General features: G+C 66.5%; 10 protein-coding genes and 1 tRNA gene. 3 read left to right on the top strand and 8 right to left on the bottom strand.

The genetic code is table 11. The features are described from left to right. Positions 1 to 396: 396 nt before the first annotated feature. Entirely contained in the window at positions 397 to 1167 is a 771-nt protein-coding gene (locus ABD357_RS03540) for a MerR family transcriptional regulator (protein WP_344387419.1), read from the bottom strand. A 1011-nt stretch (positions 1168 to 2178) separates the two neighbouring features. After that, on the bottom strand, positions 2179 to 2898 hold the full coding sequence (locus ABD357_RS03535) for a TetR/AcrR family transcriptional regulator (RefSeq protein WP_344387418.1): 720 nt from the start codon (positions 2896 to 2898) through the stop codon (positions 2179 to 2181). A gap of 73 nt (positions 2899 to 2971) precedes the next feature. On the opposite strand from ABD357_RS03535, the gene ABD357_RS03530 reads away from it, so the two are divergent. The 3 genes from ABD357_RS03530 to selD all read left to right on the top strand — a co-directional run bounded on the left by ABD357_RS03530 (position 2972) and on the right by selD (position 7166). After that, complete coding sequence (locus ABD357_RS03530; RefSeq protein WP_344387416.1) at positions 2972 to 5167, top strand: MMPL family transporter; 2196 nt, start codon at positions 2972 to 2974, stop codon at positions 5165 to 5167. A gap of 11 nt (positions 5168 to 5178) precedes the next feature. Continuing rightward, positions 5179 to 5988 (top strand): alpha/beta fold hydrolase, encoded by an 810-nt coding sequence (locus ABD357_RS03525; RefSeq protein WP_344387414.1) that lies wholly within the window; start codon positions 5179 to 5181, stop codon positions 5986 to 5988. Positions 5989 to 6092: 104 nt separating this feature from the next. Beyond that, a complete protein-coding gene (gene selD, locus ABD357_RS03520) occupies positions 6093 to 7166 on the top strand; it encodes a selenide, water dikinase SelD (RefSeq protein ID WP_344387413.1) in 1074 nt (357 codons plus the stop codon). A gap of 60 nt (positions 7167 to 7226) precedes the next feature. Here selD and selB read toward each other — a convergent pair whose 3' ends face one another. The 6 genes from selB to ABD357_RS03490 form a co-directional block, all read right to left on the bottom strand. Next, entirely contained in the window at positions 7227 to 8990 is a 1764-nt protein-coding gene (gene selB, locus ABD357_RS03515; protein WP_344387412.1) for a selenocysteine-specific translation elongation factor, read from the bottom strand. After that, entirely contained in the window at positions 8990 to 10282 is a 1293-nt protein-coding gene (gene selA, locus ABD357_RS03510; RefSeq protein ID WP_425584729.1) for an L-seryl-tRNA(Sec) selenium transferase, read from the bottom strand. The genes selB and selA overlap by 1 nt, the downstream gene beginning before the upstream one ends. Before the next feature lie 49 nt (positions 10283 to 10331). Further along, positions 10332 to 10427: transfer RNA gene (locus ABD357_RS03505), tRNA-Sec, on the bottom strand. A gap of 123 nt (positions 10428 to 10550) precedes the next feature. Beyond that, positions 10551 to 11297 carry an ABC transporter permease gene (locus tag ABD357_RS03500; protein ID WP_344387453.1) on the bottom strand — a complete coding sequence of 249 codons (747 nt, stop codon included), beginning with the start codon at positions 11295 to 11297 and terminating at the stop codon, positions 10551 to 10553. 14 nt (positions 11298 to 11311) lie between these two features. Then, a complete protein-coding gene (locus ABD357_RS03495) occupies positions 11312 to 12571 on the bottom strand; it encodes an ABC transporter ATP-binding protein (RefSeq protein ID WP_344387408.1) in 1260 nt (419 codons plus the stop codon). Between the two features lie 9 nt (positions 12572 to 12580). Beyond that, a complete protein-coding gene (locus ABD357_RS03490; RefSeq protein ID WP_344387407.1) occupies positions 12581 to 13549 on the bottom strand; it encodes a hypothetical protein in 969 nt (322 codons plus the stop codon). Between the last annotated feature and the right edge of the window lie 31 nt (positions 13550 to 13580).

The raw sequence follows: 13580 nt of genomic DNA, 5'->3' as shown, positions 1-13580 counted from the left end.
TCCTCTCCGACAGCCACCGTGCCGACGGCACGGGAGGGCTCACGTCTCGCGCGTCCGGCGCGGCGACAGGCACCCCTCAGTCCTGATCGGCCGTCACCACCGCTGCCGTTCAGAGACACGGGCCTTCGCCGCGGCCGCCAGCGGGCCCAGGCCGATCACGCCCTCACCGACCTGGCAGGCCACCGAACAGCGGCGGCGCCACATCTACGGAAGCCGACCCCTGCGACGACCGCGAGCACCGCCAGGAGGGAAACTCGTACCGCCGCGACAGCCGAGACGACAGCGATATCCCAAGCAGCGAGAGCACGGGCCCTGCGCCGCACACCGCACAGGCGGCGAGCGCCGCAGCACCGGTGCCGATGCCGGAGCACGGACGGAAGGAACGCGGCGAAGGCATCACGCCATCGCCGCGAAGAGATCGGCCACCAGGGTTCCGGCGGTCTCGGGCGCGCGCACGGTCAGCACCAGCCCTGTCGGGGCCAGGTGCAGCGTGAAGTCGAAGAACGCACAGCAGCCCTGCTCGGCCGCCGCCAGCGCGGCCACCTCGGAAGCCAGCTCCGGCGTACTCGGGAAGGTTAGCTGCAGCCCGTCCGGGATCTCCTCACGACCGGTGACCTTGCCCGCCAGCCGCTGCCACTGCTCAATCCGCTCTCCGAGCTCGGCGCCGCCCAGCGTGCAGGCCACCGGGGCCCGGCGCCATGCCTCATCCTCGCTCGGGGAGGGTTCGGGACGGGTCAGCTCGACGGGCACCGGCCCTGGGCCCGCAGCGGTGATGCAGCCGCAGTCCGGCCCGCACGCCCCTTCGGGCGCGGGACCGGACAGCTCCTCGTGCACGCCCGCCAGGTGGGCGGTGAACGCTGAAAGCTCGGCGATCCGCCGCTCGGCGTCGGCGATCCGATCCGCCACCAGTGACAGCAGCCGCGTACGCCCCGATGCGCACACACCCTGCTCCCCCGCGTCAAGCAGTTCCCAGATCTCCTCCAGCGACAGCCCCAGCAGCTTGGCGGACGAGATGAACGCCAGCCGCTCCACCGCCCGCTCGTCGTAGACGCGATAACCGGAGGCCGTGCGCTCGGCCGGCAGCAGCCCTGCGGTCTCATAGAACCGCAGCGTGGTGGCATCAACGCCGGAGCGTTCGGCCAGCTGCGAGATGCGGTAGGTACCCATGGCCCGACCGTAAACCTTCGACTCGACTTGAAGGTCAAGACCGGCCCAATGTCGCCCGGCCTGCCGGTAAAAGGCACTCCCGCGCCGGCCGAACAGGATGGGGATGCGCACCGAGGCCGTCTGACTTCCCGAACGCCACGACGGGGAGCAACGGCAGTGCGACGTGCTGGTCCAGCAGATACCCACGGTTGCGACGGCCGGTCGTCGACGGCCACACGTAACGCCGGACGGCGGGCGAGTTCGGCGGCGACGGCTCGTGCGGCCGCACCCGACCCGACGCACACCCCTTGTCCCCCCGACCCGCAGGGGTCGCTCAGTCTCGACCGAACTTCGAGGGGGACGTGACGAGTTGGCCGTCGGGCTGTTCGACATGTCAGCAGCGCAGCTCGAGTTGTTCCAGGAGAGCCTCGAGATCCTGATCCGGCAGTTGCGGCCCATCGGGTGACTGAGCCGGACCTGGTCGTCGGCGGTGGTGACCGACTCTGCGTGGGGCTGCTATTGGATCTGCGCCGCCACGTGCACAGAGCTGGCACTGGCGCCGTGATTCTTCTCTGCGCACGGATCGGGCTGCGTCACTGGATCTGGATGCATGCTGCCGCGTGACCGGAGATGGGTTACTGAAGAGTGCTTGCCCGGCGAGTAGACCATGCTTACTCTGTAAGTCCCTTGTGGCAACAGATAGATGTCAGCCATACCGAAACCCGACGGGACATATGGACACTTCAACAGGACCGTCGCAGTCCAAGTCACGCGGATTGCTAGCAGTCATTCTGGGTGCGGGTGGTGCACTCATCTGTTGCGTGGGCCCCGCACTGCTTTCAGTCGGGGCACTAGGAGTTCTTGGCAGCGCCGCAGGTAATCCGTTCGTGATCGCCGCCGCAGCGGTCGGGTTCATGGTGTTGCCCATCGTGATCGTTCGCAGGCGGCGTCGGGCATGCGCCGAAGGGAAAGGGTGCTCCGCCCGCTGACCGCGGCGGCGCACCCTCGTTTGCCGAAGCTATCTCGGTGTCGCTACTCTCCCGACTTTCGCAGCATCCCCTGCAGCCCCGACAGGATGAGTTCCAGGCCGAAATCAAATGATGCGTCGGAGGTGGCTATAGCCGGACTACTGAGGCTGCTGATGAGGAACGGAAAGCGCTCCGGGACCAGGCCCACTTCGCTCAGCTCGCACCCGAGCTCGCGCATGCTCTGGTTGCAGCACGTCAGGCCGATGACCCCAGAACCCTCCTGGAGCGAGAAGCCCAGCACAAATCCGATCAACGTCTGGTAGGCGTGTATGGCCTGATCCTCATCGAAGCCGGCTTCCCTCAGAGCCGCCAGAGCACTCTCAACCGGACGCAACACCTTCTCACTGTGGAACTCCTGGCTGTTCAGGAGCGGCAGGAAGCTGGGATGACGCAGCGCCACACGCCTCACTGACCAGGCCGAACACCTCAGGCGTTCAGACCAGGAGAGACCGTCGCCCTCTCCGGTCTCGACCTCGTCCATGCAACGCTCAAGCAGCCCGTCGAGGAGAGCCGCCTTGTTCGGCACGTGGTTGTACAGCGACATGGCCTCAACGCCGAGCACCGTCGCAAGTTTGCGCATGCTCAAGCTTTCGAGCCCATGCTTGTCCACTAGACCGAGGGCGGCATCCAGGATGCCGTCTCGACGGAGCGACATATATGCCGCTTTCTGAACTGGCGCCATGGATTCCGACTTCCCAACTCCCCCGATCTGGCCATTTGACAAGCGTACAGCATAGACCTCAGGCTTGGCTTTACTTAACTTACGGTGTACGCACCTGCATTGGGGAGGGCCGTACGTGCTGGGTTCCCTTGGCCGCCTGGCATACCGGCGGCGGCGGATCGTCGTGGTCATCTGGCTCGCGCTCCTGGCAGCCGGACTCTTCCTGGGCGGCAGGGTCTTCTCGGAGCTGGATCCCGGCACAGGCATGCGCGATGACGTGGAGTCGGCACGCGCCTCAGACCGCGTCGAGGAGTTGGGGGGCACCGGTCCGGACATCGCGATCCTGGTCGACGGACAGGGCGCGGACAATCCGGCCGTGCTGTCCAGTGTCCGTGACCTCTCCGCCGAACTTCGTCAACTACCCCACGTGCGAGCGGTGTTCGACGCAAACCAGAGCGGCGCCGACAAGGGCCTTGTCGCTCGTGACGAGCGGGCCCAGTTGGTCACCGTCGAGCTGGAGGACTCGGATCTGAGCGCCACCGAACGTGGCCAGCTCGTCGAGGACGTAGAAGCCCTGGCCGCGAAGCTCGATGCCCCGCGCGTCCTCGTCGGAGGCGAGGTTCCCTCGACGGTCGAGTTCCAGGAAGCATCGCAACGCGACCTTCAGCGAGGCGAGTTGATCGCCTTGCCGCTCGTTCTCCTGTTGCTGCTTGTGATCTTCCGGGGCTTCGTCGCACCCGTACTGCCGCTGGTGGTTGCGGTGATGTCGGTGGCAGGAACTCTCCTACTCCTGCTCGGCCTCAGCACGTTGACCGACCTCTCCGAATACTCCGTCAATGTCGTGACCATGGTGGGCCTCGGTCTGGCCGTCGACTACTCTCTCCTGATCGTCAGCCGGTTCCGGGAGGAACGGGCTCGCGGGCTCGAACTGGACAGCGCCATCGAGCGATGCGTTGCTACGGCAGGGCGCACCGTCGCTTTCTCCGGGTTGACCGTGGCAGTAGCGGTCGCAGGCATGTTGGTCTTCGCAGAGCCCTTGCTGCGTTCGATGGCGTGGGGAGCGATAGGAGTGGTCGCGCTGACAGTGGCGGCGGCGCTGACGCTGTTGCCGGCGCTCCTGGGCATGTGGGGTCGTAAGATCAGTGCCGCGCCGGCGCGTTCGGGTGACCGCGGCTTCTTCTACCGCATGGCGCGGACGGTTCAGCGCTTCGCCTGGGGGGTGGCACCGCTCCTGGTGGTCGCCCTGGCTCTGCTGGCCATCCCGTTCCGCGACGTCCAGTTGGGCGGCTCCAGCGCCGAGACGCTGGCCGAGACGTCTGCCTCACGGCAGGTGGCCGAGACAGTACGCGACCGCTTCCCCGGCGGCGGCAGCGATCCCATCGTTGTCGTGGCCGATGCTTCCGCAAAGACCGAGACAACGGATCTCGCCGCACGCATCGGGGACCTGAACGGAGTCACGTCCGTCACGGTGCGACCGGACACTCCTTCCGGCACATCCATACTCGATGTGGTCCCGGAGGGGCGGGCCCACAGCGAATCGGCCAAGGGTCTGGTGGAAGATATCCGAGGCCTCGACACCTCTACCGACCTGCAGGTAACAGGCAGTGCTGCCAGGCTGGTTGACTTCCAGGACTCCATGGTCGGCCGATTGCCCTTTGCTCTGGGCTTCATCGCCCTGGCCACGTTCGTCCTGTTGTTCGTGATGACCAGGTCGTTGGTGCTGCCCGTGAAGGCGATCATCATGAACATTCTGTCCCTGGGAGCCAGCCTTGGTGCGCTTGTATGGATCTTCCAGCAGGGGCACCTCTCCGGCGTACTGGACTTCACGGCGGTCGGGTCGATCGACAGCGCCCTGCCTGTGCTCCTGTTCATCTTCGCGTTCGGGCTGTCCATGGACTACGAGGTCTTCCTGCTCGCACGGATCAAAGAGTCGTACGACGAGACGGGGGACAACGACGGGGCGGTCGCCGTCGGACTCCAGCGCACCGGACGCATCGTCACCTCCGCCGCAGCGCTGATCGTCGCCGTCTTCCTCGGCTTCGGCCTCGGCGATCTGCTCACCATCAAGGCCCTGGGGATCGGCCTCGCCCTGGCCATCCTGATCGACGCAACCGTCGTACGGATGCTCTTGCTGCCAGCAACGATGAAGCTTCTCGGCAGGTGGAACTGGTGGGCTCCGCAGTCGCTTTTGCGGATGCTGCCCGGACGGTCAACAGCGGGACAGGCTGCGGCCGAGTCCGCCGAGGTGAAGTTCAGGCCAACGACTCCGCAGGGGGCGCTTCCCGACGAGAGTGTGAACGCTGCCCGGTCCGCACGCCCTCCCCTGCAGTGAAAGGACGAGCAGTGCCCGTCACCAGCTCGCGCGATGCCAGATTACGTTACGAACTTCGGGGCGAGGGCCCGCCCGTCGTGCTTCTTCCGCCCGCGGGGACCGGGGGTTCGATCTGGACGCTCCATCAGGCCCCCGCACTGCAACACGCCGGCTACCAGACTGTGACCGTCGATTTCCGCGAGACATCCCCTGCCACCACTCAGTCCGACCATCCCGTACGGATCAGCAACCTCGTGACGGATGTGGCTGAGCTGATCGGGACACTGGAGATCGCGCCCTGCCGTGTGATCGGCGCCTCCCTGGGCGCCATGGTGACGCAGGAACTGGCCTTGGCGCACCCCGACTTGGTGATCTCCACGGCACTGCTGGGCACACGGTGCCGCACGGACTTCACCCGCGCCGCATGGGCCCGGGCCAGCGCAGCACATCTACGCACCGAAAACGGAGCACCACGCTCGGACTACGACGCAATCGCCTCGCTCATGCAACTGTTTTCCAGCCGGACTCTCTCGGATGAGAAGGCCATGGAGGAATGGATCACCCTCTTCCGCTCCCTTCCCGTCAGAAGCCCCGGGTCAGCAGAGCAATATGAGGCGTCGATCATCCCGGATCGAACCGCGGCGCTGCGCTCGATGACCCGACCAAGCCTCGTGATCGGATTCGACAGTGACCTCTTGACTCCACCTGATCTGTGTAAGGAGGTAGCAGAGGCGATTCCTCGATCTCGTTACACCGAGGTCGCAGGCTGCGGGCACTTCGGTTTTCTGGAGGAACCGGAAGTGGTCAACTCTGAGCTCATCAAGTTTTTCGCGGAGAACTGACCGGCCCTGCCGGGCAGTTGCGCTGCGCCCTGTCAGCTTCGTACACGCAACATCACTGCAACTGGCCATTCACTCTCGATAGTCCAGATTGTTGGGGGAACACAGTGGTTGCATCATCTGAGAACACCGTCCGGCTCACCTCCCTTTCCAGCGGAGGCGGATGTGCCTGCAAGTTGCCCATGGCCAAGCTGGAGGGGCTGTTCTCGATTCTCGGCTCGGATCTCCATGGCGCTGCGGGCGAGGACTTGCTGATCGGAGCGTCGGAGGGCGACGACGCCGCCGTCATGCGGATCGATGACGAGCGAGCGCTCGTGCTCACAACAGACTTCTTCACCCCCATCGTTGATGATCCATACGATTGGGGCCGAGTCGCTGCCGCCAACGCGGTCTCAGACGTCTACGCCATGGGCGGACGGCCGCTGATGGCGTTGAACCTGACTGCCTGGCCCAGCGAAGACCTCCCGCTGAAGTTGCTGGCAGACGTGCTGCGCGGCGGGGCCGACATGGCGTCGAACGCCGGCTGTGTGGTCGTGGGCGGACACACGATCGACGACCCCATCCCCAAGTACGGGTTGGCCGTCGTGGGCATGGCGGATCCCGGCAGGCTCTTCGCCATCGACAAGGCGGGCGTCGGCAACCAGCTGGTGCTGACCAAGCCACTCGGCACAGGCGTCATCGCGTCGGCCCTGAAGCAGGAGAAGGCCGACGACTCGAGTGTGGCCGCGGCCATCACCTCGATGACCACGCTCAACGACACCGCTGCGGATGTGGCCCATACGGCTGGAGTAACCGCGGCAACGGACGTCACGGGCTTCGGTCTGATGGGGCACCTGCACCGCATGCTCGCCGCAAGCAACGTCGCCGCCCACATTGACGCGGACGCGGTGCCGCTGCTCCCTGGAGCGATCGACCTGGTGGAAGCCGGGGTCGTCCCCGGAGGCACCCGCGCCAACCTGGATCACCTGGCCGAGCATGTGGAACTGTCCGCCGGCCTCTCACGGCCCGTCGTGACTCTGCTGCACGACGCCCAGACCTCCGGAGGGCTGCTCATGGCCCTGCCGTCCGATGACACCGAGTCCCTCTCGGCCCTACGGCGCCACGGACTTACCGCAGCCCGCATCGGCACCGTGGTCGACGGGCCGCGCGGGCACATCTCTGTGACAGGCACCTCCCAGTGACGGATCATGGGCCGGGGGAGTGCATGGCCCTCGCTGTCGCTGTGGGCGCTCGAGCCGTCCTCAGTCGGGCACGATGCGATGCCCACCGTTGCCTAGCCGCTCGGCACGGCCCTGGCTGGCCAGGAGTTCCAGGAGCGGCACCGCGATGCGGCGCGTCGTGGCGAGGGCCCGCCGGGCCTGGCTCACGGTGAAAGGCTGCGGAAGCTCGGAGAGGACGCGGACGGCCTCCGCGTCCGCCTCGGGCAGCAGATAGATCCCCTCGGTCACTTTCAACAATGCTCCGGCCCGCACTGCGGCGTGCAGCCCGCGCCGGTTCAGTTCCAACTCCTCGAGCCGTCCTGCCTCCGGGGCGAGGAAGGGGGTTCGTGACAGATCACTGCGGAGGCGTTCGACGGCGGCGAGCAACGGAGCGGGTAGCTGAGGGCCGACCTCCTTCGGGAGGATGCGCCCTTCGCGGATCACCATCGGCGACGCAACCAGTTCGGTCACGAGCCGCTGGTCAGGAAGCTCGAGGCGGCGGGTGGCGGCCCCTATCGGAATGCCGCGATCGAGAGGGTGGTCGTGCGCGTAATTGGCAACGACCTCTTCGAGTTCACATTTCAGGGACGCCCATCGGTCCGGATCGATGACCCATCCGGCGATAGGCGGAGCGGGAACGTCCGCGCCCATCGCGACCAGTTCGTCGGCCCTGACCATGCCCCGGCGCCGTACTTCTGCCGCGCCATCGGGCGTACCGGTCATCTCCCGAAGAGTTCGGGCCCGTGCCGCGGCGGCGCCCCGCCGGACCAGTGCGGGCGGTCGTACGTCCAGGACGGTGACTCCGGCCGCTATCTGGTGCGCACCGGGATTACGGAGCAGTGCAAGGTCGCCTATCCGCAGGGTCAACGCCCTGTTCAGGGTGAGGCGGGCCGTTTCCTCGTCCAGTCGGCGGACACGTACCGGCACTGCTGCCGCGCCGATATGCATCACGAGCTGCAGTGGCAGCTCCTCTGCCACTTCCCCACGAAGGCGAACGTCGACGACCTTGCTCGTGAGCCACCGGCCTGGGGTGATCAGTGCTTCGCCCCTGGGGATGTCGTCTGGGCGCGCCCCGCGCAGATTGACCGCCACGCGGGCCAGGGCCGTGGCCTTGGGAATGGACTCCCCCAGGGACTGCAGGCCACGGATGGTGACGCTCGTATTCTTGCCTGCGACCTCCAGCTCCTCATCCAGGCACAAGCTGCCGGCCTGCAGGGTTCCGGTGGCCACGGTGCCCGCTCCCTTGATGGTGAAGGAGCGGTCCACCCAAAGTCGGACCGGGCCGTCGGCGGGCGGGGAGGGCAGCTTGGCCACCATGCGCTCGAGGGCTTGCTGAAGCTGATCCAGTCCTTCCCGCTGCGGGGCGCTCACACTGACGGACTCCACCGTGCCCAAAGAGGTCGCCGCGATCTTCTCCAACGCCTCCTGCCGGGCTTCCTCCGGATCGGCAAGGTCGGAGCGGGTGATGGCCAACAGGCCGTGCTGGACACCCAGCGCGTCGAGGGCGGCGAGGTGCTCGTCCGACTGCGGCATCCACCCCTCGTCCGCTGCGACGACGAACATCACCGCGGGCACGGCGCCAACACCGGCGAGCATGCTGCTCACGAACCGGCGATGGCCGGGCACGTCGACGAATGCCACGGTCTCCCCGGACGGCAGGCGGGTCCAGGCGAAGCCGAGGTCGACGGACAGGCCACGACGCTTCTCTTCGGTCAGTCGGTCGGTCTGCATTCCGGTGAGGGCGCCGACGAGCGTGGACTTGCCGTGGTCCACATGCCCGGCGGTCGCCACGACCCGCATGGCCATTACCCGCGCCCCTCCTGTTCTCGGCCAACCGCCCCGAGCACTGCCTCACATACGATCGCGTCGTCAGCTGCGTCCAGTGCCCTGAGGTCCAACAGACAGCGGTCTCGCTCCACTCGGCCCACGACGGCCGGCGTACCGAGCCGCAGGGCCAGCGCCAGACTCGCGGGGACGCTGACCGCGGCACTCGGGAGCACGACTCCGGGCGCAGCGCCGCCGCCGACCGTTGCCTCACTGGGAACTTCGTAAGCGTCGACGCCGTGACACGTGAGGCTCGCGGCCAACGCTTCGGCACGCGACAGCAACACCTTGAGGTCGGCCTGGAGGTACCGCATGACCGGGGCTGGAGGGCCACACAGCGTGGCCTCCATGGCAGCAAGGGTGAGTTTGTCGATGCGGAGGCCCCGGGCGAGCGGGTGCCGTCGTAGTTTCTCCACCAGTTCGCGGCGCCCCGCGATGAGACCGGCCTGAGGGCCACCGAGTAGTTTGTCACCGCTGGCGGTCACCAGATCGGCACCGTCGCGGAGCACTGTCTCAGCGTCGGGCTCGTCGGGCAGTGTGGGGTGCGGTCGCAACAGCCCGGAGCCGATGTCGACCACGACCGGCGCTCCCACTCCTGCAAGTTCCCGGACGGACGCTGCCGCAGTGAATCCCTTGATCACAAAGTTGGAGGGGTGCACTTTGAGAATGAAGCCGGTGCTCGGTCCGATCGCATCCGTGTAGTCACGCAGGACGGTCCTGTTGGTGGTGCCGACCTCGCGCAGTCGTGCACCCGTGGATTCCAGGAGATCCGGGAGTCGAAATCCGTCTCCGATCTCCACCATCTCTCCGCGGGAAACGATGATCTCGCGATCACGTGCCATGGCGGTAGCCGCCAGCACGAGGGCGGCTGCCCCGTTGTTCACCAGGTGCACGCCTTCGGCTGCGGGAATCGCCTGCGCCAGTGCGGCCAGGGCTCCCCGCCCTCGGCGGCCACGACGGCCGGTTTCGAGGTCGAATTCGAGGTCCGTCGTTCCGCTGGTGACGCTCACCGCGCGAAGGGCAGCCTCGGACAGGGGTGCGCGGCCGAGGTTGGTGTGCAGCAATACTCCGCTCGCGTTGAGCACTCGCCTGTGGCCTGTGGTCTCCGCGGGCAGTGCTGCGAGTACTGCCTCCACTGCCGCATCGGCTTCGGTGTCGCCGGCGCGCACGCGCGCCTGGACGGCTTGGACCGTGTTCTTCACGATGCTCCGGCCGAGGCGTACCAGCGGCTCTTGGAGCCGGCCGTCGGCCAGGATCACATCGGTGCGAGGCACGCGACGTCGCACATCACTGGTAGCCAAAGCCGCCCCCCGTAGGCAAAGTTGGCGGAGGTGGACGGGAATCGAACCCGCCTGACCGAGATACTCGATCACTACGGTTTTGAAGACCGCGGGGGCCACCAGGCACCCAGACACCTCCATCGAGATCGTAACCACTGGTAGATCTCGAAGTCTGCGGAATCCTCTGTTTCTTTTGTGCTGTTTGCCGGCGTCCGCCGCATCAACTGGCGGACGTCCGGCTCCATTTGCTCGACTCGACCTGTCAGGTGCTGGACGCCACCTTATGTTCGGCACGCGCGATCAGCAGTTGGCTGAGGGCGATCATCAGAACGGTGCTCAGTACGGCGATACCTGTGGCGCGTGCGTCCAAGTCACCGGTGTATGCGCCGCGGATGGCATCGCAGAGGTAGGTCAGCGGGTTGTAGGTCGCCACGGCTTCCATCCACCCTGGGAGGTTTTCAAGGGGTACGAAGGCGGAGCTCACGAACACCAGCGGGAAGAAGGCGGGCAGGAGAGCCTCCGCGATTTCGGCCTTGCCCGTGCGCAGGCATGCGGCGAAGGACAGTCCGCTGTATCCGAAACCCCATAGCGCGGAGAGCCCTCCGCCGAGGACGAGGGCCATGGGCCAATTGTGGATGTCTGCTCCTGCGACCCAGGAGACGAGGAGCAGGACGAGTGCGAAGCCGAGGAGCTTGGTGGCGTCGCCAATTCTGCGCGCCAGATTGCTGCACCGCGGCCCCATAGGGGAGATGCGCATGCGGTCGTAGAAGCCGTTCTGCCGCTCGATCGCCACACTGACCGAGGCTGTGGCCGGAAGCATGACGGCCATCAGGATGGCCCCGGGCGCGACGTACTGCACGTAGCTCGTGCTCCCGGAAAGCCCGGTGCCTTGCAGGATGTCTCCGAATACCCGTGAGAACACCACGAGCATGAAGATCGGAACGACAAGTGGTACCGCCATCACGACCAGGATGATGCGCCGGGTCTCGCGGAGAGACCGGAAGTACATCGTCGGGAAGAGACTCACTGGCATCGACACAGCGGGCCTCCGCTCGCATTGGCGTTGATCAGGGGCTCGGTACGAACGGCAGATCCGGTCAGCCGAACGAAGGCGTCTTCAAGCGACGGGCGCCCCACTGAGAGCTCGAGCAGCTCCACGTCTGCTTCTTCGAGAACTTTCATCAACCCGTCGGCGTCCGGGCGGCTTTCGGTGCTGGTGAAGACCAGCGCATCGCTGTCCTTGCGGCCCTCGCCCAGCTCGGGGAGTTTGGCGGCGATCAGCTCTTGGGCCCGATCCAGGGAACCTGCTATGCGAACCCGCAGGGTGTGTTCGCCGTAGGCCTTGCGTAGTTCTGCCGGCGGGCCCTGTGCTACGACACGGCCGCTGTCGATGACGTACACCCGCTGCGCCAGGACGTCGGCTTCTTCCAGGATCTGCGTGCTGAAGACGATGGTGCGGCCCTCGCTGCGCAGGCGTTCCAGCAGCTCCCACATGAGACGCCTGCTCTGCGGGTCCAGGCCGGCCGTGGGTTCGTCGAAGACGATGACTTGTGGATCGTGCACGAGCGCGAGGGCCAGAACGAGGCGCCGCTGGAGGCCGATGGAGAAGTGCACCACCTGGCGGTCTACGTACTCGCCGAGCCCCAAGGCTGCCAGCAGTGCCGACGCGCACTCGGTCGCGGTCTCCTTCGGTACTCCGTAGAGGGCGGCCTGGACCTCGAAGTGCTCACGTGCCGTCATCGACGGATCAAGTCCGGTGCTCTGCAGTGCTACGCCGACGAACCTGGCGAGCTTCCGGACGTCGGTGCTGGGCACCCCGTGAACCGTGATCTCCCCATGCGTCGGGCGGATCAAGCCGACGATCATGTTCAGGATCGTCGATTTTCCTGCGCCGTTCGGTCCCAGTACGCTGACGATCTCTCCAGGGGCCGCGTGGAGGTCGACGTTGTCCGCTCCTTTCACCCCGCCTGGATAGACCTTCGACAGGTTCGACACCACTACGGAAGGCTCCCCGGAGCCGTCGTTCGCTCCTCCGGTCCCGGGAGACCGTCCCACGTGGCCCTCGGCAGGCACGGCCATGCCGATTTGGAGGAGTTGCACCTCGGCTTTGGGCGCGGCGCTCTCTTCTTCGCAACCCGCGAGTCGACACGCGGTCTGCACGACCGCGGTCTTCGCCTTCGAGAGCCTGCCTCGCAGCCTCTTGTCTGTGGGCCTGCTCTTCGCAGGCCCGTCCTCCGTAGGCCTGTTCTCCGTCGGCGGTTTGTCCGTCGGCGTCGCAGTCATCGGTTCCTCCTATGAGGCGGCAGCGGCCGCTTCGGGCGGCGTGCGGGGCAGGCGACGATCGGCGAGATCCAGCGGTGCGGGCCGGACGCCGTGCCATGCGGCGATGCGTTCCATACGTAGCGAAGTACTCGGTTCGATCGGCCCGACGGAGTGCTCCCGGGCACCGTCCCGAGACAGGAGGTAGGTCTCTCCCAGACACGCGAAGGTTGAATACGGGTCGGTGATCGCCAAGTCGTAGGTCGAGCGGTATCCGGGGATGCGGACGAGGCCGCCTTCCACCACGCAGACGCCTTTGGCCTCGAACAGGTCGTGGCTCGACCGCGGGATGTTCACCGGCTGGGCCACATCAATGATCACGGCGCCGTCGGAGACATGCTCGGGCCTCACCAAGGACGTCTTGTCGCTGGTGAGGACAAGTACCACGTCGGCCTCGCGCAGGTGACCGAGGCCGGTGGTGAGCCGTGCGACCGGCGCAAGATCCCCGACGGTTACCTTGAGCCTGCCCTCGGTGCGGCCGATGAGCGTGACGTCGAAGCCTTCTTGGACCAGCAAGTGGGAAGCGGGCACTCCCACCGATCCGGTGGCGCCCAGTACCGCGACGCGGGCCTGTCGCCGCAGATCGAGAGCTTCAACGGCCTCGACCACGTTGTGCCGTGACACAGCGGCCGTATAGGCGTTGCCAGTTGTGATGGTGACGCCGTCGGGCGCGCCGTGGAGAAGCGTGCGTCCTGCGGCCGTGACCGGTGCGGTCCATGCCCCCAGGCCGACCACCTTGGCTCCGCGGGCTGCTGCGACACGCAGTCCTTCGGCGACCGCCTCACGGCCTCCGTCTTTGAGGAGGACGTCGGGCATGCGCATGACGCCGACCAGCTCGCCTCGCGGCCCACCCATCCCGAACAGCAGGTCGCCGATGACGACCGGTTCCATGGTGTTGACCTTGCGCAGGAAGTCATCGTCGTCTGCGCTGTACTCACGCATCAGCCGACTGCCTTTCCAACGGGTCAAGTCG

The sequence above is a fragment of the Streptomyces vastus genome, from assembly GCF_039532825.1.
Taxonomy (GTDB): domain Bacteria; phylum Actinomycetota; class Actinomycetes; order Streptomycetales; family Streptomycetaceae; genus Streptomyces; species Streptomyces vastus.
This window is presented reverse-complemented; position numbering and strand designations above follow the sequence as displayed.